The sequence below is a fragment of the Pseudoalteromonas phenolica genome, from assembly GCF_044788725.1.
GTDB lineage: Bacteria > Pseudomonadota > Gammaproteobacteria > Enterobacterales > Alteromonadaceae > Pseudoalteromonas > Pseudoalteromonas phenolica_C.
Genome location: NZ_CP173161.1, coordinates 2,163,026 through 2,188,710, shown reverse-complemented (window position 1 = coordinate 2,188,710; position 25,685 = coordinate 2,163,026). Strand labels below are relative to the sequence as shown.

The following is a 25,685-nucleotide window of genomic DNA, read 5'->3' as shown; positions in this document are numbered from 1 at the left end:
CATGGTAGGTAATGCTAACAAAAGTGGCCTAGTTCACTTCTTCTTGGGTTTATTATCATCTCGAGCGACAGGCCAACTTATAGGACTTGTTGCGGTTATTACTGTTATTTGGTTTGCGGGTCATCTGGCTGGGTTAGATAGCACAAATAAAAAACTGATTGCTATGGCTGCTGTTGTATGTGCTTTTTCAGTTTTTATATTTGCTCGATGGCTATGGACAAAACGATCGGGTGAAGCGTTAGCCAAAGAACTCGCGGGGCATAATGCGCAATCTGATGCACAAGTAAATGATATACATGACAAAATGCAAGAGGCGCTGGCAGCTTTAAAAGCCTCTCATTTAGGTGCTGGTTATCGAGGTAGTACAGCTTTATACGCTCTGCCTTGGTATATGATTATTGGGCCTTCAGCTGCTGGTAAAAGCACACTCTTTGCAAATTCTGGTTTGCACTTTCCATATTCGAAATCTAACCAATTTCATATTCAGGGCTTTGGCGGCACACGTAACTGTGACTGGTGGTTTGCTGATCAAGCTGTGCTGATTGATACAGCAGGGCGGTATACAACAGAAGAAAGTGACAATAAAGAGTGGCTCGCATTTTTATCTCTGCTACGCAAACACCGCTCTAAGTTGCCTATAAATGGCGTGATGGTTGCTATGAGTGTCGCTGATATTTTAACTGCTGATAGTGAACAAGTTCGTCAACATGTGAAGTTGATCCGTGAGCGTATAGAAGAATTGATCCAGCAGTTAGGCATTGTATTTCCAGTACATGTGGTTTTTACCAAATCAGATCTGATTAGTGGTTTTGAGCCTTTCTTTAGTGATTTAGATGAGCGAGAGCGTGAGCAAGTTTGGGGAGCTTATTTGCTCGATATCAGTGAGAATATGGAAGCAGATCCTGCTGATATGTTCGAAACTAGAATGGAAGAATTATACGAACGACTAGTTAGCCAGCGTCTTAGCAAGGTTGCTCGAGAGCAGGACCTGGAACGTAAGCGTTTAATTTTAGATTTCCCGAATCAATTCAAAGCAGCGTCAGTTAAGCTCACTGAGTTTATAAATCTCTTGTTTAAGGATAATCCTTACCAAGAAGTTCCCTGGTTTGCGGGGGTCTACTTTACCTCAGGCACGCAAGAGGGCACGCCGGTTGAGCAAACAAGCAACGGCATTTTAGGTCGCTTTAGATCTGTGCTTATTAAGCAGCGCCAAGAGCAAATCACGCAAGCTTTTTTCATAAATCGTGTTTTTAATGATGTGGTGTTTAGATTACAGGATTTGACTCGAGGTAATCGTAAAAAACGTTTACTACAGCGGTGGTTCAAGGGGTTATCAGTAAGTGCGAGTCTAGCTTGTATTGCAGGAGTCGTTGCCTTATTAATTAGCTCATATTCAAGCAATGTTGTTTTGTTAAATAAGGGAGATGAATTAGTCAAACGTGTTGTTGATAGTCGAGTTAATAAAGATAGCTTTGCAAAACAACTAGATAAAACACTGGCGCTTTTTCAGCACTATCAAACCTTACAAGGCTACGAACAAAAACTCCCTTGGCATTTTTTCTTTGGCGTGTATGCCGCCGATGAAACGAAGAGCTCAATACATGCGATTTTACGTCAGCAATTGCAGGTCTTAGTTTCCAATATTGCTTACGATGAAAACCAAAAATTGTTGATTAATTTAGCGAATAATTGGCAAGGTAATGATGTAATTAGTAATAACTCTCAACGCCAACAGTATTATAACGCCCTTAAGTTACAGCTCATGCTGAGCAGTGATTTAGATAAGCGCGATAGCGAATTTGCTTCAACTCAATTACTTTCATTATTAGCAGGTAGATTGAATGTCGATCTGGCTGATGAAACACAAGAACCATTAGTAAAACAAATAACGGCCTTGATGACATTTTACATAAATGACATCGGCGTGGAAGAAGTTGAAAATATTGCCCTTGCACCTTGGGCTCTCGATGAAGCGTTGATTGCAGATGCAAGAGCGGATCTATATACAGATCCAGATCCTAGCTTGCTTTATCAGCAGATCCGCAGTGTGTTTAAATCAGAGCAAGTTTCAGTCACCATTGATAATCTACTTAGTCCAAAAAACCGCAACTACATCGTTAGTAATTCAGGTGTACCTTATATTTTTACATCGAGTTCTTGGCAGCAAGTTGTAGACAAACAGATTAACGAAGTGGCGACATTAGCTTATCGAGGCGATTGGGTTTTAGGCACGCAAAACCAAGAGCAAGGAGAAATAGATTCGGCAAAAACAGCCGCACTCAGTTCAGCAATTAGAGCGTTATATTTTAAGGAGTTCGGTGATGCTTGGTTCGCATTTTTACACAGTATTGATGTAAAGCAGATGCGAACCAGCAATGAAACGACATTGGTCATAGACAGATTAGTAGCTAAAGATGGTCCTCTTAGCGAATTAATGAGCAAAGTATTTGAACATATTCATGTTCTTGAAAATGCAGAGCATGTGCTGGCTCAACAACTTGATGCCTCAATATTAAAAACCAAACTAGATGCTCATTCTGTTTTATCACAAACACAGTCGCAGTTGCAGACACAGGTGACAGGAGTTCGTGTGCCTGAGCTTGAATCTCGTTTTGCTGATTTACGTCAGTTTACTAAACCTTCAGAGCAAAGCGCGCCATCTGATTATTTGAGTCAATATCAAGGTGCACTAGGGGCTTTATATGAAGAGCTCAAGAAGGTATCTAGGGCGAATGCGGGTGATGATGCTGCATTAAACTTTTTAAGAAAGTTGATGGCTGGAGAAAGCAATGATAACGCGCTTCAAGCATCCTGGATCGTGGTTGAGAGTCAAGTTAGATCGTTAGATCCTGAAACCAAACAAATTTTCGATAAATTACTCAAAGCTCCCTTAATTGCTGCATTGCAAGCCGTAACTTTAGACGCGCGTAAAGAGCTTAACGAAAAATGGACCAATGAAGTGTATACCTTATATAGAGATAACTTACGTGGTCGATACCCGTTTAATATAGATGGTTCAGATGCTGCAATGGAAGATGTATCTGAAATGCTGAATGAAGAAACGGGCTTGTTATGGCGCTTTGTAGATGAGCAATTATCGCCTTTTGTTAGGCTACGTCGTGGAGAGTGGCAAGAAAAAAGTTGGAATGGCTACAGTATTGGGTTGAGTAATCAATTACTAGAGCAATTGACCCGTGCGAGAAGAGTGACACGTTCATTGTTTCCTCGTGATGGTCAAGACATCGGCGTATCATTCCAGGTTATGCCCGTAGCACAACGTGGCATTAGAGAAACTTATTTTGCATTTAACGAGCAGAGCTACCGTTATAGGAATGAACCTGAAGAGTGGCGGAAATTTTCTTGGCCTGGTCAAGGCGCAATCGATAAAGCGGTCGTTTCAGGCAGAGACAGCAAAGGCAATCAATGGTCGCAAGAAAGCAGTGGTCCGTGGGCGTTACTTAAACTCCTCAATAACGGCGAAGTAAAATGGAAAAAAGGGACTGAATTTACAGCTCGTTGGGAGTTAGGTAATGAGCCTGAGTCAAAGTTTACTGTTGAAGTAGCACTTCGCTCGAGTAGAAACAGTGGCATCTTTAGTAAATATTTATTGTCGTCATTTGGCTTGCCTAATGCGTTATTCACTCAAGCGCCTCAGCATGCAGTGGCTGGCAAAGAAAAATCCGAGACAGCGCTTTAGGAGTGGGGCATGTTTGGTATTTTTAATAAGAAAAAAACGCAACTTATAAAAAAGCAAGATTACTTTGGTTTTTTTGGTAAGCACCAAATTCAAGCTGATTTTATTAAACACCAGATAAACAGTAGGGAGTCTATTGCTTTAGATAACTGGTTACAAGAAGGGGTTGCGGCAGTAGCGAGAGCGAAGCGAAGCGATTCAGTAGAATTTGCTCGTCAATCATTATTTTTTATGGCCGGTGGTCCAGAAGAAAGTGCGTTGATAGGCATGCTTAGTCCGAGTAAAGATAATATTGGCCGCAATTATCCTTTTGTGAATTTTGTCTTTGTCAGCAACACAGATTATAAAACTCAGCCAGCGTTTCTGTTCTTATTAGAATCATATTGTCTGCAACATGTGACATCGGTGCACGACAAGTTATTGCAAAGCCAAAGTCGTCAGGCAATGGAAGCTGTTATCCAAGAGCAAGAAATGACCGCACGGCAATTAATGCAGTGTGGTGATATTGCAGATGCCATTCAGCAGTTGAGAAAAGTGCCAATGTCGCAGTTTTGGCAAGCCTTAGAATATGGAAACGTTGACCAAAGGGCACGTTTAATTAATGAGCTTTCGAACATACTGAGTAGCATAGCGAATAGAGGCTGTTTAAGAACCCAATATGGGTTACGTTTGCCTATGCCAACCGATTGGCAATCTGCAACTTTAGTTGCTGCGTTTTGGCTAAATCTAATTACCAATGCCGTTGCCGATCACAACTGGCAGCCATGGGTGTTCTATCAGTTTGCTACGACAACGCAAGCTGCTTCTTTGGTGGTATTTTGTCGGCCCGTTCCAGCTTCATATTTCGACGCAATTTATTTACCAGAGCAATTAGGTACATCAGTAATTGATCTCACCAATTTAAATCAGTCAGTACCATTTACAAATACGGCGATGGATTTAGCGGTTGCGGATAATATGAGCATTTTCGATGCGCTCCGTAGTTGGAGCAAAGTCTAATGGGTCCGCATATATACTCTAGCTGGGACCATTGGCTATCGGCGTTGTTAACGCCATGTCAAAACGGTCAGTGCGGGGAAGATCTAATATACGATGAGCGTTTTAAATTATTGAAAGCCTCTTCATCTGGTGTCGCAGAGCAAGATTACAAACAGCTATTTATTGCTGGGTCAGAACTGTTCGAAAAAGAGAGTAAAGATTTACGAATTGCTTCATATCTCTTGTTAGCAGCAACCAGTGAGTTTGGTATTCAAGGCCTGATCTACTCATTGTCTTTAATCAATCAGCTCGTAAATAAACACAGTGCTGAAATGTTTCCTGTAAAAGAAAGGCCACGAAAAGCCGTGCACAGCTGGCTGTTACAACAGCAAGACAGACTTAAAGGGATTTGTGAACAGAGTGACGATATACGGCCTGAAGATTGGCGAGCACTCAAAGAGCAAATAGAGGGGTATAAAAATGAGACGCTTATAGCCCTTGATGATAGTGCAGGCCCACTGGCGACATTACATGATTGGGTTGAACTTGGTTGTAAACAAAACCCAGTAGTCACTGCCACTGATGAGAAGTTAAATCTTAACCATGAAGCTGTACAAGCTGACAGTGACAAAACTGATAAAAAGGCAGAGGTTGTGAAACCGCACTCAGATACCGAGCTGCACCAAACGCAAAAAGGTGATGTAACAGGAAGTAAGTCTAATGTTTCTGAAATTTCGTTACCCAGTGCAAGCGAAGTTGGTTCTGACAGTCAATATGCGTCATTGATCAGAATACTGATTCAACACGATAAAGAAAAAGCACTTTATCAGCGAATGATGCAGTTAGCACGTGCTTATCGTTGGGGAAGCCTAGCTGTTCCTCCTCATGATGAACAAGGCAAAACACGTGTACCAGCACCGAGAGAAACAGCGTTTGCGCCAATTGAGCATGCCAAACAAAGTGGAAATTTCGAGCAAGGGTTTTTACTTGCAGAAGCGGTATTCATGGAGGGTGCGATGCAGTTTAATTTAGATTTGCAACATCTGACTGTCGGTTTGCTTAAAAGTATGCACAAACAGTCTCTTGGTGAATGGTTAACAGCTCAGGTTAAGTATTTGATCTCGGCTTACCCAGAGATTACAAAACTTAAATATGACAATGGACTTGCTTTTGCAAGCGCAAAAACCATTGCTTGGTTAGATGAATTAAAAGACGCAGATAAGGCAGTAAATAATGCTGTCGTTGAAAATGATCCATTCCAAAAGATAGAACAAGAAGCGCTTTCTTTAGCGGATGAAAATAAGTTATCAGATGCACTGCAATTGCTTTTATCTGTACCTGCGAGGACATCTTTCGACGATGCAAAGTTGCAATTACTTAGAGCTAAATTACTGCTGCGTAATGAGCAATATGCTTTAGCAAAGCCTTTATTAGAGCAGCTATTGGACCATATCGAACAATATGATTTGGCGAGATGGCATCAAGATTTTGTGATGCAGGTATGGCGTTTTGCATTGCGTTGTTTTAGCAGTTTAAGTCAGCAAGAAGATGATGAGTTTTACCGACGAGCAAAAACAATCGAAACGCGAATGCTAGTAACAGACACCGCTTCAGCAATTACTTGGTTATCGTAAAGTTTTCAACTAGGAACACAAAAGAGGGAACATTAAAATGTCAGACACTTTTCAAAAAGAAATACCCAGATCACGCGTAAATATCGCTTTAGAGTTAGATACAAACGGCGCTTCTCAAAAAAGTGAATTACCGTTAAAAATGCTGGTGGTAGGCGATTACTCTAATGGTAAAAATGACACTGAGTTTGCTGAGCGTGAACGCATCATGGTTGATAAAAACAATCTTGAGCAAGTTTTAAAAGACATTGCTCCAAAGGCAAACTTTCAGGTTCCTGACAAAATATCAGGTGAAGGTGAAATTGGTATTAACCTGACATTCGATAACTTTAAATCATTTGAACCTGAAAATGTGGCTGCGCAAATCCCTGAGCTGAACAAAATGATGGCGATGCGCAATTTACTTCGAGATCTGAAATCTAATTTATTGGATAACTCAGTGTTGAGGAAAGAGCTTGAACGCATTTTACAAAATAAACCTGAATTGAGTGAGCTAAAGCTCAAACTCGATGAGATTGCTCCATTAGAAGAGCAAAAAGAAAGCATTGAAGAACAACAAGGAGTGTAAGCAATGTCAATTCAAGAAAACTTAAATGTCGCAGCAACTACCAGTGAAGTATTGCAAGAGTCTGTTTACGAGTCGATTTTTGGCATGGTATCACTAGACCCTATAAGTGAACCAGTGCGTTTGGATTCGTTTAGAGATCCACAAAAGCTTGCTGAAACGCAGTCGAACGAGCGCCTAACTGCAGCGATAAATGTATTTTTAGATATGGCCAGCCAAAATAATCAAGATATTAGTCGTATTGATAAAACATTGTTAGATGAATATATCGCCAAAGTCGATACGATTATCTCAGAGCAACTGGATGCTATTTTACATCATAAAGAGTTTCAACAAGTTGAATCTGCTTGGCGCTCATTACGTTATTTAATAACGCGTACACCTAATAATGCGAACGTGAAAGTAGAACTGCTCGATGTAAATAAAGAAGTTCTGCGTGAAGATTTCGAAGAGTCGCCAGACACAACACAATCAGCATTATATAAGCATGTTTATACTTCAGAATATGACACGCCTGGTGGAGAGCCAATTTCTACGATAGTATCTAATTTTGAATTTGATTGTTCAGCAACCGATATCTCGTTATTACAAGAAATTTCACGTGTGTCTGCTGCTGCTCATTGTCCATTTCTAGGAAGTGTTGGAGCAAAATTCTTCTTAAAAGATAACCTAGAAGAAGTTTCAAAAATTCAAGACTTAGCTTCTTATATGGAGCGCGCTGAATTTTTACGTTGGAAAAACTTTAGAGAGTCTGAGGATTCGCGCTATGTAGGTTTAGCATTCCCGAGGTTTTTAATGCGTTTACCTTATGGTGAAATGAATCCAATTCGCAACTTCAATTATCAAGAAGATGTCAGTGCCGCAGATCATGAAAACTATCTGTGGGGTAATGCGACATTTGCATTTGCGGCCAATATTATTAGCAGTTTCCATGATCATGGTTGGTCGGTAAACATTCGAGGCCCACAATCAGGCGGCCGAGTCGATAATTTACCTCTGCATTCTTATGAAGCAGGTAGAGGCTCAGAAACTAAAATTCCAACTGAAGTATTAGTGTCAGAAACGAAAGAGCTAGAGTTCGCAAATCAAGGTTTTATTCCTCTCAGTTATTACAAAAATTCTGATTTCGCATGTTTCTTTAGCGCTAACAGTACTCAGAAACCACAAGTCTTCGAAACACCTGAAGCCACCGCTAATGCCCGTATTAACTCTCGCTTACCTTATATTTATTTGGTGTCGCGAATCGCGCACTACTTAAAAGTAATACAGCGCGAAAATATAGGCTCAAGTAAACCTCGTCATGAGCTTGAACAGCAACTAAACGACTGGTTAGGCGCGTTGGTGACCAAGATGAATAATCCTGACGAATCATTAATTGCAACCCACCCATTAAAAGACGCAAAGGTCAGTGTATCTGAAATTCCAGGAAATCCAGGTTATTACCGAGTTAGTACTTATGTTGTACCACATTTCCAAGTTGAAGGAATCGATGTACGACTCGCATTGGTAGGGCAAATGCCTGGTGAAAAATGAAAACCAGATGTAAATCCAATGAAGCGTATCTAGGGCAGTGAGAGCTGCCCATTATAACTAATAAAAAAACAATAAATTTCCTAGTATTCTTGATTGTTAAGAATATAACGCTTTAGATTGTTGTTTTTTAAATGGTCTTTTAATAATTAATTTTTGCTTGTTGGTGCGGTCATTAAAAATTAATGGCTGATTAAATATATTAAAAAGAAAATCTATTAAATTAAAAATTAGAATGAATAAAAGTATAACGGATTGATTCTAATAGAGCTAAAACGAACAAAGGTTGTTGGGGTTTCCGAGCAACAAAAGAATGGCTAATGGCTGGTGGCACCCAACCATTAACCGGTTTCCCAATGGCATAGAGCATGGTGCTCTTTGGGACGCTAAAGCATTAACATGGCTTAGCGCATGCCTTTAACAGGAAAATCTATTTTAAAGGAGAAAACGTAAATGGCAATTCCTGCGTATATGTGGTTAAAAGATGACCAAGGGAATGATGTAAAAGGTTCTGTATCAGTTGCTGAGCGTGAAGGTTCAATTGAAATTCTACATTTCGATCATGAACTTCGCATTCCAACAGATAATGACACAGGCGAGCTTACAGGTACTCGTAAGCACGAACCTTTTGTTATCACAAAAGCTGTAGACGCGGCAACACCATACTTGTACAAAGCGTGTTCTAATGGTCAAACATTAAAAACACTAGAGCTTAAATGGTATCGCATTGATGATACTGGTACTGAGCGCGAGTATTTCCGCCATACGCTTCAAGACGTGAAAATCACTTCTATTTCACCAACAATGCACAATGTTAAAGATCTAGATAAAGAGCGTTATCCACATTTAGAAACGGTTCACATGCGTTATAAGCGTATTACGTGGACTTACCTTGATGGCAACATTGAGTTTTCTGATTCATGGACTGAAGGTCGTTAATAACTGCCGTATTTGCATGCCAACGCATTATTTCTCGAAATATGTTGGGTTGGCAATGAATACATAAATTATTAGCAACAACAAAGGAAGTACAACTGTGCTTCCTTCTTATTGAGTAGTGAACATGGCGTTATTTGATTTTTTAGCGAATGAAATTGTGCAACGTGGACAATTTCAAAATGAGCACAGTGAAGTTGAAAGTATTCGGCTTCATATTACTCATCTGCTAAATGCAAGACGGGGAGTACTACAGCATATAGATAATTATGGTTTACCCGATGTAGAAGATATTTACGAAGGGTTGCCGTATTCACAACATAGTCTTGCGACTGAGGTGAAATTACTAATTGAAAAGTTTGAACCTCGGGTTAAATCAGTTTGGGTGGAGCCTGTTGATATTAATGTTGAAGACTATGTAATTCGTTTTGATATAAAAGCGCTTTTAAACAGCGGACAGCAAATATATTTAAGCAGCAAGTTTGCCTCGGGCGGGCGAGCTAATGTGTTGAGTCAAAGAGAAGAATAATGACCCAAGAACAAGGATTGAAACAGTACTTTGATGCTCAAATGCGTTTATTGATGCAAGCAGGCAAACAGTTTGCGCAGTTGTATCCTGAGCATGCCAGCCTTTTAAATCTTGACTCGGTAAAAGATAGAGACCCGCATATTGAGCGTTTACTTGAGGGCGTGGCTTACTTAACTGCCAATATTCAAAAGCGGTTAGATGAAACTTTGCCAGAAATTTCGTCACAAGTACTACGTCAGTTATGTCCCATTTTGCTTGATTATTACCCTTCAACGACGGTCGTACAGTTCCAACCTGCTTTAGCGATGCAGCAACCAGAATGTATAAAAAAACAATATGAAATTACAACAGACAGCTCAGTGATAAATGGAGAATGTATATTTACAACGTCTGTTGAAACTGAACTGCTACCACTAGCGATTGATGATGTTGAATATCACGAATCGCATTTAGGTTCGACCCTGACTTTATCACTAAAAAAGATTGTACAAGCGCCGTTAAGTGAATTTGATTTAAACGCAATACGGTTTTATTTATGTGGCGATACCAGTTTACAGAGTAGCTTGCTTAAGCTGATGACACAGACAAGTGAGCCTATCAGCCTGATCACACCTTTCGAGTTGGAGCAGATTTCAACACCGCAAACACTGAGTTGTAAAAGTGCATTACTTGATGCTGACTCAGCAAATTTACCTAATGCAGGCCGATGTCACCCAGCTTACTCTTTATTACTTGATTATTTTAACGGCAAAGAGCGCTTTTATTTTGTAGAGTTAACCGGGCTTGATGTTGAGCTTTTACCTATCGATTGCGACAAATTTAAATTACAGTTTGTCAGTAACACCAAATTACCTCCTGGACATAGAGTCAGTCACGAGCAAATACGTTTAAACTGTGCACCTGCAATCAACTTGTTTGAAATGGAAGCTGAACCCATTCGATGCAATTTCAAAAAAACAGAATATCAGATCACTGCAAAGCAGTTACTTAGAGATTCCGTGTTCAGTCATTCAGTATTGAGTGTACATGGTCGTTCGAGTATCTCAGGTGAAACAATCAAAATACCTTCTCGTTATGAAACGGTTTTAGATCACAATACAAAAACATACAGTGTATTGAGTAAGGATTTAGGTGGTTACGTTGCTTCACATTTTATTCAATTACCTGTAACGGATAATGCTGACGAGCTCGTTTTATCCACTCGCGTACTCGCCTCAAATGCTGTTTTACCTCGGCAGCAATTATTTGAGGGGGATCTTAATAAAATAAAGAAAAAACGCGCAGCCATTAATGGTGTCAAAAATGTAATTCTACCTACTAAGATGAGCCAAGCGCCTGCTCAATCTGAACATTGGCAATTGATTGGTCTATTAAACTTAAAGTTTTCAGAAATCACCGATGTTCAACAATTGCAACGTATGCTGGTTTTATTCGATTGGTCAGGACGTTCTGAAAATATCAATAGAATTAAAGGACTTCAAAATATAGCTGTCAGCCCAATTAGTATTATGAAACAAGGTATGTTTTTAAGAGGGGTTGAGGTGAAATTGCAAATAGATGAAAGTCGATTTGCTTGTTTGGCTGATGTATATCATTTTGGCAGCATCTTACATCAATTCTTTGTGTTGTACGCACCCATTAATGAATGCGTCAAAACCTCTGTGTGTTGTTTTCCCTCTTTGACTGAATTTGATTGGGACATTAATTTGCCCGAAAGGTCACAGTCATGAACAACAGTACACAAAACCCTGTTTGGGCAAAATTACCAGATTCAATCTCAATGCTGTTAGAGAAACCTTGGAAGTTTGGGCTATTTCAAGCTGTCGCTTTGTTAGAAAAACACTGGGCGAATAAGGGAGAATTAAAACGTGGTTTGAGCGAACGTGTAAAAATCACACCGCATAAAGCATTGCTATTCCCAGCATCTGACGTACGCGAATGTACGCTAAAACTTGGCGGTAAAGGCAGCATTGAGCTGAAAACGAGTTTTTCAGGGCTTTATGGAGCTGATTCACCAATGCCTCATTATGTTCTTGAGCAAGCAATGCAAGATGAGCAAAGCGCGGCACGTACTCGAGCATTTATGGATATCTTCAATCATCTCTTTTATTGCCAACTATATACCGCTTGGCAAAAGCAGCAATGTACGCAATTTGGGATAGGCAGTCAGCAGTTTGATGAGGTGATAAACGCGGTATTGCAGAGCAAAGAAACGAATAAGAGCTATTTAGGTATCGCTAGTTTAAAACAAACAAGTACGTCAGGCTTATGCCAGGTTTTAAAACAAGCCTTAGAAGTAGAACAATTATCTATTAATGACTTGCAACCCACTTGGCAGCCTCTCACACAGTTCACTTCTTTCGGTGATGGTGAAGCTAAATTGGGAGAAACAACCTTATTAGGCTCTGAGGTGTTAGTAACTGGCACAGCCATTTCGATTGTCATTGGTCCATTAACGCAACAAGTCGCAAAACAGTTTAGCCCAAATGCGAAAAAAGGGCGGCTGTTACAAAAATTGATGTTGCATCATTGCAGCTCAGATATGGACTGGCAATTGGAGCTTCAAGTCGCAATGCCTGCGACAAAAGAGAGATATTTTGGTGAAGCAATTGAGCTTGGAACAAATGCCTGTTTAGGCGCTAGAGATGCAGAGTTAAGACGGGTTAATTACCAACAAGCGCAGTTTACTCAGTAAATTCACGCTTTGATAAGAGAACTAAAAGATTATTCATTTTTAAAGGAAAATAAGGAATTTTCATGGATGCCATCAGCATAAAGCAATTGATCAATAAGCTAAACGGACATTGCGCAAAAGTACTTGAAAGTGCAGCAGGTTTTGCTGCTAGCAGGCAGCATTTTGAAGTGTTACCTGAGCACTTTTTATTAAAGTTAATGGAAGAAGGTTTAGATGGAGATATGCAACGTGCATTGCATTATTTTCAGGTGGATCAAGATGCTGTATGGCGAGTCTTACTCAATTTCTTAGACCAACAAAAAAGCGCAAACCCAAATAAACCCGCATTTTCAAAACGTTTATTTGACTGGCTGGAACGTGCTTGGTTGAGTGCCAATGTGAAGCAAGGTGAAGATTGGATCAGTGGTGCTGCTTTACTTGATGCTCTACTTGAGCAAGTCAGTTATGGACCAGTTTTAGAATTGCCAGAATTATTAAGTTCGGTTGATGGACATTTTTTAACATCGAACCTTGCTTCAATTTGCAAACAATCAACTGAACGATACAACGCACCGTCTCAACAAACGGCTTCGGATAACACGCAAAGTGAAGCACTCAATGCATATTGTGAAGATTTGACTGCTAAAGCGCAAAACCAACAGCTCGATCCTGTATTAGGGCGTAATGATGAAATTCGCATGGCAATAGATGTATTGTGTCGTAGGCGAAAAAACAACCCTATCTTAGTCGGTGATCCAGGAGTCGGTAAAACAGCGGTTGTTGAAGGGTTAGCGCAACGTATTCAATCGGGCCAAGTACCTAAAGAATTGCAAGGTGTTCGCATCATGGTACTTGATATGGGGTTGCTACAAGCTGGGGCTGGTGTCAAAGGTGAGTTTGAACGTCGTTTAAAACAGGTGATAGATGAAGTTAAAAATGCGACTACACCAATCATTTTATTTATTGATGAAGCACATACATTAATTGGTGCTGGTGGTGACGCAGGAATGAGTGATGCCGCTAATTTACTTAAACCAGCATTAGCAAGGGGGGAGCTTCGCACTGTTGCTGCCACCACTTGGAGTGAATTTAAACAGTATTTCGAAAGAGACGCAGCTTTAGAGCGACGTTTTCAAATGATTAAAGTTGATGAGCCTAATGAAGAAGCTGCGCAACTTATGCTCAATGGCCTAAAGGATCGATACCAGCGTCATCATAATGTTTTGATCACAGACGCAGCGATTGAAGCTGCAGTTCTGTTATCTGCCCGTTATGTTACTGGCCGTCAATTGCCAGATAAAGCCATTGATGTACTTGATACGGCAGCAGCAAAAGTAAGAATGTCTAGTAGTGTCGAACCGAGTGAAATAGAAACTTTACGCGAGCAAATTCGCTTTTACGAACACCGCTTAAGTGCCTTAGAAATTGAGTCGCAACAGGGCATAATCAGCGACGAATCTTTATTATCTCAGTTAAATAATGACTTACATATTGCTGTAAACCGTTTAGACCAATTACAGCTGTCGCATCAACAACAGTTAGAGACATTAACTCAGCTTTCGCAAAGTGATGGCCAAGATTTGGCATTACAGCAGCAGCTTAGAGCGAAATTAAAAACATCTGATGCACAATTACCGAGTGTATTTTCTCATGTAGATGCCGATGTGGTTGCCAGCGTGATAGCCCAGTGGACCGGTGTGCCTGTTGGGAGCATGGTCAGAGATCAGCTAACCTCCTTATTAAGCTTAGAGTCGCAAATATCAAGCGAAGTGATAGGTCAATCAGAAGCACTTGAAGCTATCGCTCAAACGCTAAGAGTCAGCAAAGCTGGCGTAAGCAACCAAGTAGGTCCGCTAGGAGTATTTTTACTCACAGGCCCTTCTGGGGTGGGAAAAACTGAAACCGCACGTTGTATTGCTAGGCACTTATTTGGCGGAGAAAAGTTTTTAACAACCATCAATATGAGCGAATATCAAGAAGCGCACACAGTTTCTCAATTGAAAGGCTCGCCTCCAGGATATGTAGGGTATGGCCAAGGGGGCGTTCTCACCGAAGCCGTGCGTCAAAGACCGTATTCGGTTGTGTTACTTGATGAAGTCGAAAAAGCCCACCCTGATATTATGAATTTGTTTTACCAAGTGTTTGAACGGGGCGAAATGCGCGATGGTGAAGGTCGAGAAATAGACTTCAAAAACACCGTGATCATTATGACGTCAAATTTAGGCTCTGGTACATTGCTATCTGCTTGCGAAACGCCAGTTGAAATGCCAAATAGACTTGAAAATTCAGAAGAAGTTGCTGAATCTTCACCCGAATATCCCCCTGAAAGGCCAAGTGTAAACCAGCTTGTTGAGGCTATTAAGCCCGAGTTACTCAGTCATTTTGCACCAGCTCTACTGGCGCGTATGCAAATTGTGCCTTTCTATCCACTTGATGGAAGCGCATTGCAGCAAATTGTCAGTTTAAAGCTAGAGTCAATTGCAGCACGATTAATACAAAACCACCAACTGCAACTTCGAGTTGATGAGCTGGTGTTAGCGGCGTTGGCTGAACGCTGCCGTATGAGTGACAGTGGTGCTCGATTAGTGTCTGCGACCATTGAGCAGCAAGTTTTACCAAATATTGCAAAATCAATTTTAGGCTTTTTAGCTGAAGATGATATGCCTGACATTTTGACTTTAAGGTTGGATGAGCAAGGGCAGATTTGCGCAGATTTTGCAGATTTAAACTAACAAGGAGTGTGCAATGGGGTTTGCCTTTTCCAAAGAACTTCAAGCCAATGCAAGTCAATTTGCAATTCGGGTTCAGGGTCTGCCTGAATCTCTTTTCATTGTTACTGACTTTGATTCAGAGGACGATGCGCTTGCTGAAGATTTCCAATTCAATGTACGTGTGGTGGCTAAACAAGTTCTAAATTGCCAGTCAGTTCTTGGCAAAGATATAACACTGTCGGTGCTTTGGAATAACACGGAGAAAACGGTCACTGGTATTGTGAGTGAAGTAATCGGTCATGGGCAAAACCAGCAAGGCTTTCATTATACAATTACGATTAGCTCTTTACTCACCTTGTTAAAACACAGTCGTTCTAATCGCATTTTTACCGACATGAGTGTTGCTGAAATAGTACGTTCTGTTTTGCAAAAAGCAGGCTTTCCTATGGATAAATTGCAGTTAAATACGCAAGGCCCGAACAGAGCTATGACAGTTCAATACGACGAATCTGACTATACTTTCGTGACTCGGCTGATGCGTCAATATGGTTTTGTATATAGTGTTGTTGAAGTATCAACTGGCGTAAGTAACCTGCTGGTGTCAGCGAATGCCAATATGCTGAGTCAGAACAATGAAACTATCAGGCTAAGTTACATTCCGCCAAGCGGGCAAGTTCGCAACAGTGAAAGTGTTTTTGCTGTCAGTGAAATAACTCAGTTACGCAATCATTCGGTACGATTTGACGATTACGATTACCAAACGGCTAGCAGTTTTAGTAATCGTCAACAAAATGCTACGCAAAGCCCAGGGTTTGGTGAACAGTGTAGCTATGGTGCAAATATTGCGGATCAAGCTCAAGCCACTTTGTTGGCAGAAACTGCTATGCAAGCAATAGATTGTGCGCGTAGAACCCTTATTTTCGATACCGATTGTCGAGCCCTTCGACCAGGTAGTGTTATTAACTTAGTCGATCATGACCAGTTTAATGGCAACTATTTGGTGGTACGTGTAGAGCATCAAGCAAGCCAAAGTCATGGTTTGGCATATGGCGATAATGTCAAAGGCTTAAACTATAAAAACCAAGTACATGCAATACCCACTTCAATACCATTCAAAGCAGAACCCATTGCAGCTAAGCGTGTATTTGCGACCTTTAGTGCCACTATCGAAAATGAAGTTGATGATAATGGTGAGTATCGTGTAAATCTGCCATTTAATATTGATGGGGAAGGGCAAGCCAGTAAAAACACTCGCTTGATGACGCCTTACGGCGGGCAAGGTCATGGTATGCATTTTCCATTAACTCAGGGCTCTGAAGTATTGGTTTGTGGAGAAAATGGTGATTTAGACCGACCAATAATTTTGGGCGCGCTATATTCTCCTAGTACCCCAAGCCCAATTAATTCCAGCAATCCGACAGAAAATAAGTTAGTCACGCGCTCTGGCCATAGTTTATTGATGGATGATGCCATCGGTGCTGAAAAAATAATTATGGCTACCAATAACAGTGACAATAGGCTTGAGCTCAATGCAACAAATGGAGCACATTTTGCTGAATTAGCCAGCAAAAACGGTGATGTAAGAGTTAAAGCCAAAGAGCAAGTTAAAATAGAAGCGGGTGGCAATATCACGCAAAGCGCTCGACAAGATATCACCATCAGAGCAGATCAAAATATTCAAATGCAAAGTCTTGAAGGTGATATTAATGTCAGCGCGCAACAAACCTTATCGCAAACGGCAACGCGAGATGTGAGCATTATTGCCAGTGACGGTGACTTATCATTAAGTGCACAGCAAGCGCTGCAACTTCAATCCAGAGATGACATTAGCATTTATAGCAGCGATGGTAATTTAGAGTTACAAGCACAGCGAGGCGATCTTACTTTAGCCAGTGGCAGCAATACTACGATTTCATGTGGACAGCGTGGCAGTATTCAGCTCGTACAAGGGCGAGGTAGTGTCGAAATTGACGCGGCTGGAAATTTATCAATTGACGCAACCACACTGACTTTATCGGCACAAAATATTGTTATTAAAGGCAATGCTATAACCAATAACTAAATTGGCTTGAGAATAATATAAGGATAACCATGACTGCGAATGTGATTTCGTTTCTTGCTGATAAATCAGCGCTTTTAATGACAGTAACTAAGACCGATGAACTTGGTCGTGTTACTCAATGTACATCAGGAACAGGAGAGTCAGCTCTTACTGTTGTTGCTCAATTAGATAGTGTTGCAAGTTGTCAAGCTGGTGATCAGGTACTGGCTTGGCACACAGCTAATGGCATAGTCGTATTAGGTAAGCTACTCGATGAAGATCAAGCACCAGCCGTTTTACCCAGAGATTTAAATGGTCATGTGGTACTCAGCGCTTCTCACAGTGTCTCATTGCAAAGTGGTAAAAGCAGTATTGACCTTTCGCAGGCAGGGCAAATACAACTTCAAGCAGAAGAAATTGACGCCACAAGTCAAAGCGATATGAATTTAACGGGTTGGCCAATTCGGTTGAATTAATGATGTTTGATGCTGTAAATCGTCTATCTCAACATAGTAAACGTGCGGCTGCGCTCATAGCGCAACGTAGCCTATTACACGCTAAGCAGGTGTATCGGTCAGAGCGAGTGGCGACGCTCGAAGCGCACTTGCTCCATCATTTATATACCTTAACGACGCACGAAGCCTTTGAATTCAGCGGTGGGTTGAAATTTGATTTCAAACACATGGCTGAACAAAATTGGCTGACATTTATTAATGAAGTGAAAAGTCAAAATGTGACATTCGATAACGCTGAGTTGCCGTTAATTGCACTGTGCGCGAATCGATTGTTACACCCCGCAGAAATCTCTTTGGAGTTGCTACATGAGTTGAATGAGACTGCGCCTAAATTGTTAGAGTTAACTTTGTATAACCCAGATGCTTGGTTGCAAATGCCGAGTACTTCGCTAATCAATTTGGCGCTTTCACAGCCTCAAGCACTCTCTCAAGCATTCAAATTTCGATTATTTAGCACGCTCTCTAGTTCAACTCATGTATCAGAAGCACTACAAAGTAACGACTTTGATATTGCTTGCGGTGCATTTGTGAACTGTTATTTAACCCAAAATAAAGCAATGGAAACCGCATTATTTTCAGCATTTTCTCGTTTTAATGAACCCGAACACAAAGCAAAGTTGCTGACCATTGCGGGTTTGATTGGAGAGCCAAAGTGGCATGAAATCGCTTTGGCATTTTGTAAGGTTAATCCCAAATTTATTGAAAAAGTATTGAATCACTTTCATAAAAAATCAGCTTTACAAGTAGTTATTAAGTTATTAGAAACAGCCTCAACGCTAGAAGAGGCAGAACGTGTTTGGATTAATTTAACCCAAAAGCCATTACGACAAATACCGCAAATGCAACTTGTAGAGGCATCGTGTAACGAGCCAATTATGCCCGGTAAAGCAACACGTGGTGCACCAGACGATGCGATTTACGGGTTCCAATATGTTATGCAACAACCACACACGCATATTTGGCAGGGAGTAAACTATTCGAGCGCACATCCAAAAGAGGCGCTTTCGTTATATGCAGGTCTTGTTACACAACGCGTTATAGCCAAAGAGCTACCACTTAACTTAGGTGCATGGGCGTGCTGGCAAAGTCATGACCAGTATAGTTGGCAAAAAGTGGTGCATGCGTCATGTTAATCAATGAATCAAATTGGCAAGTCGCGACTTCGCTAGACTGGGATACGCAACAAAGCCCGATACAAGTTGTCGTCGTTAAACAAAGTTTTGAATATAACGAGATGGGTGAATTGAGTGCTTTGGATAGCAGTCGAGACATTCACTGCGCAGATCAATATAGCGAAAGCGAGCCCCCAGTTTTGCTCAGCGCAAATGAACTCGTGCCATTCAAACAAGGTTTTGAAGTGTATGGCGCATTCACCGCTTATCCACCAAAAGGACAGGCAGTGAGAGTCATTGAAACGCAGTTACAATTATTCGATGCGCAGCAGCAAACACTTTTAAATAAAACATTACGGATCACAGGAAAGCGGGTATGGCGCAGAAGTTTGCTCGGCCCTGTCGCCAGTGAGCCTGAGTTTTTAACCCCGCTAGCGATTAATTATCAGCATGCATTTGGTGGCCTTGGAAATGGTAAAGCGTCTTCATGTTTTGCACAAAACCCAGCAGGGGTTGGCTACAAATACAGCAACCGAGAGGCAATTTCAAAACCATTACCACAAATAGAATATGCGCAGAGTGAATATCGCAAACCAAGTCATCAAGCCGAAGTGGCCAGCTATGCGCCTATTCCACTGCACTGGGCACCTAGAGTGAATAATGTGCCAGAAATAGATCAAGCACAGCTAATGTTAGGAGAATATCCTTATAAAAGTGCATTAGTTGAATATTTTTATAATTATGCGCCCAGTGATCAAAGGCTATCGAAAGCTTATCAGTCAGGCTGGAAACTAAAACTCAGTGGCTTTAGCCCAATGCAAAAATATCAATTTAGTCAAACACTGGATTTGCCATATCAACCACCTCAAATCGATTTAATAGCTGGCTCAGAACAGACAAGATTGCAAATGCAATGCGACACTTTGGTGATCGATACGCAAGAGCAAGTGCTCGATCTACTGTGGCGAGTCAGCATTTCAAAAGAAAAAATCAAAGCCAATAGCCATATTTTAATTGCTGAGGAAGATGTTTTGATATGAATTATCTCGCACATATTAACTCAACAGGCAGCTGCTTAAGCGCATTATCAACAGCAATTGAGACAAATCTTTATTTTGCAAAGCCAAGTAACTTTGAATTGCGTTTTGACGGATCGCTCACAGCGCCATTAATGCAAATAACTTTAACGCCACTAGAACAACTCGACAGAGTATCGCGGTTGCTAACACTGCTTGAGGCCTTACTTAACCAAGATGCAGTTAGAGAGATAATAAAAAATGAGCAAGTGCAACATATTCACTTTGTTCTACCGCAACAAAATAGCCAACATATCTTAAGTGACCTTGAACTTAAAAGCCTGTTAAGCGCGCATTTTGATGCCATGCCTACATTTTCACAGCAACAAAATAGCCACGACAATTTGCCTCTAGGCACCTTGTTACTTGTTGCTGATTCTTTAGTCACGGCTGAGTCTTTTGTGGGTTGTCAGATTCAAGACTTACAGCTGTTGAATGGTCCACTCGGTTACACACCAGCAGAAGGCGCCTGCGCATTCTTTAATGGGCCTCATAAAACGCTGACTCGCATAGAACTTAAAGGCTCACTGTCAGAGCAATTACAAGCTGCGAAAGCCTCTGTGAACGACAGTTATATTTTCACAGGTCAACCAAGTGATCGCTGGGTGACTCAGTGGTTTGCTGCAACACAACCACTTTACACAGCAAAAGATCATTTAATCGAAAGCCTACAGAGCGATACCGTTATTGGGTTTTTAGGCGTATGCCAACCTTGGATGGACAATGTCATTGCACAAGCAATGTTGAGTGTGCCATTTAGTCCAATTCGTGAACGTGTGTTGATTGTAAGCAACACACCAACCGCGAATATCAGTATTTATGCAAGGAGCAAATAAAATGAGCTACATCAGAGCCGGAGCGGGCAAACCCAACAACAGTATTATCTATGACATTGACGCACAAAATGCAGAGCTGAGAACAGGCGGTTCGCAAACTTGGCGTCATAATAATCCGACTTTACTCCCCTTTAATGCAAGTGCGCGTCAAAACGGTGCGCTTGGTCAGGCTTACGGCGTCGCGATTTTTGAAAACAGCAGCGATGGTGAACAGGCTTTTTTAACAGAGCTTGAACGGCCTAAATATCTGCAAATGACACTAGGTCAATTGGTGAATTTATTTATTCCCAGTTATATTATTCCGCCGCCACAGTGGAATAATGACGACAACACTCCGATATTGCCGCACAACGAGCCGCAAACGGGCATGGATGTAAACAAACCCATTAATAATCCCCAAGCCTTGTTAGATTTAGTGAGCAGCCAACTTGGTTGGCAAGTAGGGCAAACCGAAAATTTAATTAAAGACACAGACAGCCAAGCCCCACAAACCAATACGGTGAGTAACAACAACGTATTAATCAACGGCCGAACTGCCGTGCATGTCGACAGTGGCGGCGTATTGAACACGATTGATGTGTGTAATACCACCATACCTATGGTTGGCGTTGTGCCTATTCCTTATGGCAATGTAGCGAGAGCAACCGATATCTCAGAGGTGGCTGATTCGGTAAAAATACAAGGCAATGGTGCTGCGACCATCCGAAGCACATTTACCCGCTCGCAAGGAGATAGACCGGGCGACCAATATGGTATAGTCAGCGGCACCGTAGAAGAAAAAGCCGAGTTCTTGCTCGGCAGCTTTAATGTATTAATCGAAGGCAAACCCGCGGTTCGACAAGGTGACTTGATGGTGTCTAATAATAAAAACACCCCGCCCGCGCCACTGCAACAAGCGGGAGGCGCTAGGCCGCAAGGATTAAGAATAAATGCAAGGGCAACACCTCAAGCCATTGGAGGAGCCAACCAAATTACAGTTGTCGTCTCGGGAGATAATCAACCTGATGAAGGAGTATCAATAGGATGAGTTACACATTACCAACACAAACCATACATCAAGCTAATCATCGAGAATTAATTTTTGAAGGGTATGCTGACGGTGAAGAATCTGTTTCGTTGATGGTAGAAGACTTGTCAACCGACGCTACACGTGACGGCTTTTACAAAATCCCCCTTTATTCAGTTACCACCCAAAATGCACAAAATAATCAGGCTGATATTGAGTTGGTGCATGTCTATCCGATATGGGATAGGGGAGAGATGTTTGCTAATTCTGCAACAGCACATTTAAGAGATGGATTTATATATATTTTTGTAGATGGGCACTTGTGGCGAGAGCTACGTGTTTGTGAAAATAAAGATAATGCTAATTCAATGTTTATGGACGTCAACTTAGCGTTTCAAAAAGGCAACCTAGATTGGCGCATAGTTGCAAAAGGAAGCACAGAAGGGGATGAATTAATAGGTGAGCGACTTGTTACAGGCAAGGCTGTACCAACAATACTAGTACCGCACAAAATGCAAGGGCGTGTGTGCAATGTACAAATGGCCTTTTCAGAAACACAATGGAGTTGGCAGCAAATAGAATCGTTTGGCGGTATGAATGCCGCAGATCCTCGTTTGAATTATGGGCCTCGGGTCAAGCCGGGTATCAATGATCAAGAGGCGCAAACACGTCGTGGCGAGCGCATGCAAACCTTGAGTGAGCTTGGGCAGTATCAATCTGGATACAACAATAGCTTAAATAATCGTCATATTGCATTGCCCGTGTCAAACATCGACAACATTTATATGCCCGTCTTGGCCGACCCAATTGGTCAAGCTAGGCAGATTTGTGCTGAGATAATTCTTGTTAAAAAAAGCATGCAGTTGGCCGCTAATAAGTCCAATGAAAAAGCCCTCAAACGCAGTGCGCAAGAACCGCAGCAGCAACAAAATACCGCAGCATTAAACGCCATTGCAAAAGCCATTCAATCGACTTTTATCGCTTTCCCCAATCAAATTGAAGCCAAACAAGAGCTAGGCGAAACAGTCACAGAGGAAGAAGAGGATACCGCAACACGTTTTCGTGACATGTTTAAAGATGAAATAGACCAGAGCAAATTCAGGCAATACATCAACACCGATGATGTATTTAAACTAGCGGAATATTTGAATAACTTAAAATCAATTGGATTTACGGTTATTACAGACGAAAACAGTAATGGCAGTTTTTATCAGTGCATGCGCGACTTTGCCTATTGCAAAGACATACGCCGTGAGCAGCTTTATAGCGTATTAAGTGATGTGATAGGCCCTTATCGTGATTTAACCCATGAGTTAGTTGCGGGGTTTGCCATTGAAGCGAGTGATTTTTCAACGTTGAAAACACTTAATCAGGAAGACTTAGGGCAAGAACTTATATTAAAGCTACTGGCCAGTCACCCAGAAGACATCCGTAATGCGCGCAATCAACTCCAGTTAACTGAGCTACTGTACCCTAAAAATCAAAGTCATCGTCTAAAAGATTACAAACAGTACGAAGACCCCATTCAAGGGTTTGATTATCGCTTTGATGTGGAGGCCGTCAAAAATACCTATCGAAGCCTAGATGAGTTAGGCGCTGAGCAAGCACAAGTTGCACGCCGGTTGTCTCAGTTGGTATGGGGCTTACTGATGCACTTAACGGATGTACCAACCGCCATGTTTGCCACTGAAGGCACAGGCGTTGCCTCATCAACACGTCAGACGGATTACGCAACCAAACAAGCCAATTTACAACAACAGCAACATACGTTAAATCAAGAGATTGAGGACCTAAGAGCGGAAATTAATCAGAAAAATAAATATATTGCTGAAACTAGACGCGCTAAAAATGACATTATCGCATCACTTTTAATATCAGGGGCTGACTCTAAAAGCATTGAAGCGCAGTTAACTCAGCGGCTAAATCAAGAGCAGCAAATGTTAGCCTCATTAGAGCAAAACCTCGCCAAGGCTGAGTTACAAGTCAAGGTATCAAAACAAAATTTGAAGTCATTGCAAGCAGTGGGTGAAAAGTGGGTGGCCATTGAAGGGAGCACCAAAATTCGCCATATTTCCATCGACCACAACCCCTATTATCGCTATATGCATTTAGCCGATGTGGTGACTGATGACCTATTAAAAGAAATCGACATCAATATACAGGATTATTTTGATGGTGACTTGCCCGACGGTGTGCGACCTCTGAACTTTCAAAACAAAGCCCTAAGAGCAGAGCAACGCCTCAATGAATTTGCCAGAGCCAGTGAAGGGTTTGATGCAGCCTATCATGGCGACAGCAAACCCCCTGTGGTAAAAGCCAAAGTCAACGACACCCACACAGTGCAAAGCAGGTTAGACCATATTATCAATCTCGATGGGTCACTCGATACTATGCAAGATTTGATTAACAAACAGCAGCAGTCCATCGCAACCGCAAGAGCCAGTATTAAGCAAACCATGGTGGTATTGGATGGCAGTAAAATAGAAGAGTTGAAAGGGGGAATCGACGGAACAAAAGAGTTGATTGACGATCTACAATCTCAAATAATGGAAGCAAACTGGCAATTAGATTCGGTCACCAAAGAATCGGATGCATTAAAAAAAGTCGCCCGCTGGCAGTTAGAGCCCGGCCATTTTAATCGCGTTCTCAATGGGGTCTTGCCTCTTGTGGCGGTTTTGGAGGTATATAACTTTTGGTCGACAGTCAAAGACAATAAAAAAGCAGTCTTAGATAAAGTATCTGCCTTAGCGGATTTAATCGATATTACGTTAAATATCGCCAAAAATATCGCAGAGCTCCGATATGGGTTACCCACGCCCAAACAAAGCTGGCAAGTTATCCGACAAAAAGGGGTGCCAACCTCGGTTACCAAGGCGAACATATTTGGTGTTTCGCAGCTGTCTGTAAAAGTGGCCTTAGTGGTGATGGCAGATTTGGCGACGTTTGTTGCAGGGGCGTTGAGCACTTGGATTGCCCTGCGAGATATGAACAACGCATTTGCGGCAGGCAATACGGAACTTGCCCATGCCAACCTTGTGATGGCCATGGGGTTTGCAGGTTTAACCTTATCTTCTCTGTGCTCTCTTGCCGCCATGCCTGTTGCGGCAGCATCTGGTGCAGCAGCTGTTGCGATTTCGGGCATATTGGCCATTGCAATTGCAACCCTCGCCATTTTAGGTCTTATTTTAGTGCTCATAGGCGCGGTGGCATTGATGGTTTTTGCCGAAGGACCCTTGCAGGGATGGTTACAAGCCTGCCCTTGGGGACGTAGAAAATACATCAGTGACCCTCAAAACCAATCCAGCGCACGCGCCGCGCAGTGGCAAGAAGCGCCAGCCTTGGCCTTGCTTGATTTTTATAACGCATTGTATGCACCAAGCTTAAAAATGCACAGCGTGAACATCATTGGACAGTTAACCATAGAATTGGTGGCCCCTTTTACCGCTAACCAAGAGGGGGTGGATTTTAAACTGCTATGGCGCAATAAAGGTGACCCCAATATGCCGTTTACCCCCATAAGTCATCACCAGCTTGCTGACTTACAGGTCACTTGGGCAATACTGCCAAACCGAACTGGATGGCGAGTACGGATTTATTGGCAACAACTTAAACACTTATTGCAGCTGACCAATCAAGACAGCATTGAGTTACAAGCTCAGCTTAAAACCTATCCATTGGGTAAGGCGGCTGAAGTCATACCTGGCTCCGGGGTGGCATTTTGTTTACCCTTTACGCTACTGAGCAGTGAGACAGACAAAAACCAGATAATTACCCATACCTATGGCCAATCTTATTTGACCTCAATCAGTTTTAAGCCGCAGCAAACGCTGCGAAGCCTATAACCCCGAAAG

General features: G+C 41.8%; 17 protein-coding genes. All 17 read left to right on the top strand.

Translation table 11 applies throughout. From position 1 onward, the window contains the following. Position 1 precedes the first annotated feature (1 nt). The 17 genes from tssM to ACH784_RS09800 all read left to right on the top strand — a co-directional run bounded on the left by tssM (position 2) and on the right by ACH784_RS09800 (position 25,676). Entirely contained in the window at positions 2-3,697 is a 3,696-nt protein-coding gene (gene tssM / locus ACH784_RS09880) for a type VI secretion system membrane subunit TssM (protein ID WP_404389750.1), read from the top strand. A 9-nt stretch (positions 3,698-3,706) separates the two neighbouring features. Beyond that, on the top strand, positions 3,707-4,693 hold the full coding sequence (tagF, locus tag ACH784_RS09875) for a type VI secretion system-associated protein TagF (protein ID WP_404389748.1): 987 nt from the start codon (positions 3,707-3,709) through the stop codon (positions 4,691-4,693). Next, positions 4,693-6,306: a TssA family type VI secretion system protein gene (locus ACH784_RS09870; RefSeq protein WP_404389746.1), complete on the top strand. Its 1,614-nt coding sequence runs from the start codon at positions 4,693-4,695 to the stop codon at positions 6,304-6,306. The genes tagF and ACH784_RS09870 overlap by 1 nt, the downstream gene beginning before the upstream one ends. 37 nt (positions 6,307-6,343) lie before the next feature. Beyond that, positions 6,344-6,871 carry a type VI secretion system contractile sheath small subunit gene (tssB, locus tag ACH784_RS09865; protein WP_404389744.1) on the top strand — a complete coding sequence of 176 codons (528 nt, stop codon included), beginning with the start codon at positions 6,344-6,346 and terminating at the stop codon, positions 6,869-6,871. A 3-nt stretch (positions 6,872-6,874) separates the two neighbouring features. Further along, positions 6,875-8,401, top strand: a complete 1,527-nt coding sequence (gene tssC, locus ACH784_RS09860; RefSeq protein WP_404389742.1) for a type VI secretion system contractile sheath large subunit — start codon at positions 6,875-6,877, stop codon at positions 8,399-8,401. 450 nt (positions 8,402-8,851) lie between these two features. Continuing rightward, a complete protein-coding gene (locus ACH784_RS09855) occupies positions 8,852-9,337 on the top strand; it encodes an Hcp family type VI secretion system effector (protein ID WP_138559556.1) in 486 nt (161 codons plus the stop codon). 124 nt (positions 9,338-9,461) lie between these two features. Further along, positions 9,462-9,863 carry a type VI secretion system baseplate subunit TssE gene (tssE, locus tag ACH784_RS09850; protein WP_404389740.1) on the top strand — a complete coding sequence of 134 codons (402 nt, stop codon included), beginning with the start codon at positions 9,462-9,464 and terminating at the stop codon, positions 9,861-9,863. Then, positions 9,863-11,593 carry a type VI secretion system baseplate subunit TssF gene (gene tssF, locus ACH784_RS09845; protein ID WP_404389738.1) on the top strand — a complete coding sequence of 577 codons (1,731 nt, stop codon included), beginning with the start codon at positions 9,863-9,865 and terminating at the stop codon, positions 11,591-11,593. The genes tssE and tssF overlap by 1 nt, the downstream gene beginning before the upstream one ends. Further along, complete coding sequence (tssG, locus tag ACH784_RS09840; protein WP_404389736.1) at positions 11,590-12,558, top strand: type VI secretion system baseplate subunit TssG; 969 nt, start codon at positions 11,590-11,592, stop codon at positions 12,556-12,558. The genes tssF and tssG overlap by 4 nt, the downstream gene beginning before the upstream one ends. Before the next feature lie 62 nt (positions 12,559-12,620). Continuing rightward, positions 12,621-15,269, top strand: coding sequence for a type VI secretion system ATPase TssH (gene tssH / locus ACH784_RS09835; protein WP_404389734.1), 2,649 nt, complete (start codon positions 12,621-12,623; stop codon positions 15,267-15,269). A 13-nt stretch (positions 15,270-15,282) separates the two neighbouring features. Next, entirely contained in the window at positions 15,283-17,310 is a 2,028-nt protein-coding gene (locus tag ACH784_RS09830) for a type VI secretion system Vgr family protein (protein ID WP_404389732.1), read from the top strand. A gap of 29 nt (positions 17,311-17,339) precedes the next feature. Next, positions 17,340-17,765 (top strand): hypothetical protein, encoded by a 426-nt coding sequence (locus ACH784_RS09825; protein WP_404389730.1) that lies wholly within the window; start codon positions 17,340-17,342, stop codon positions 17,763-17,765. Further along, positions 17,765-18,937, top strand: coding sequence for a hypothetical protein (locus ACH784_RS09820; RefSeq protein ID WP_404389728.1), 1,173 nt, complete (start codon positions 17,765-17,767; stop codon positions 18,935-18,937). Before ACH784_RS09825 ends, ACH784_RS09820 begins: the two co-directional genes overlap by 1 nt. Then, positions 18,931-19,956: a DUF2169 domain-containing protein gene (locus tag ACH784_RS09815; RefSeq protein WP_404389726.1), complete on the top strand. Its 1,026-nt coding sequence runs from the start codon at positions 18,931-18,933 to the stop codon at positions 19,954-19,956. The genes ACH784_RS09820 and ACH784_RS09815 overlap by 7 nt, the downstream gene beginning before the upstream one ends. After that, a complete protein-coding gene (locus ACH784_RS09810) occupies positions 19,953-20,828 on the top strand; it encodes a hypothetical protein (RefSeq protein ID WP_404389724.1) in 876 nt (291 codons plus the stop codon). The genes ACH784_RS09815 and ACH784_RS09810 overlap by 4 nt, the downstream gene beginning before the upstream one ends. Before the next feature lies 1 nt (position 20,829). Further along, positions 20,830-21,855: a DUF4150 domain-containing protein gene (locus ACH784_RS09805; RefSeq protein WP_404389722.1), complete on the top strand. Its 1,026-nt coding sequence runs from the start codon at positions 20,830-20,832 to the stop codon at positions 21,853-21,855. Continuing rightward, positions 21,852-25,676, top strand: coding sequence for a hypothetical protein (locus ACH784_RS09800; RefSeq protein ID WP_404389720.1), 3,825 nt, complete (start codon positions 21,852-21,854; stop codon positions 25,674-25,676). Before ACH784_RS09805 ends, ACH784_RS09800 begins: the two co-directional genes overlap by 4 nt. Positions 25,677-25,685: the final 9 nt, after the last annotated feature.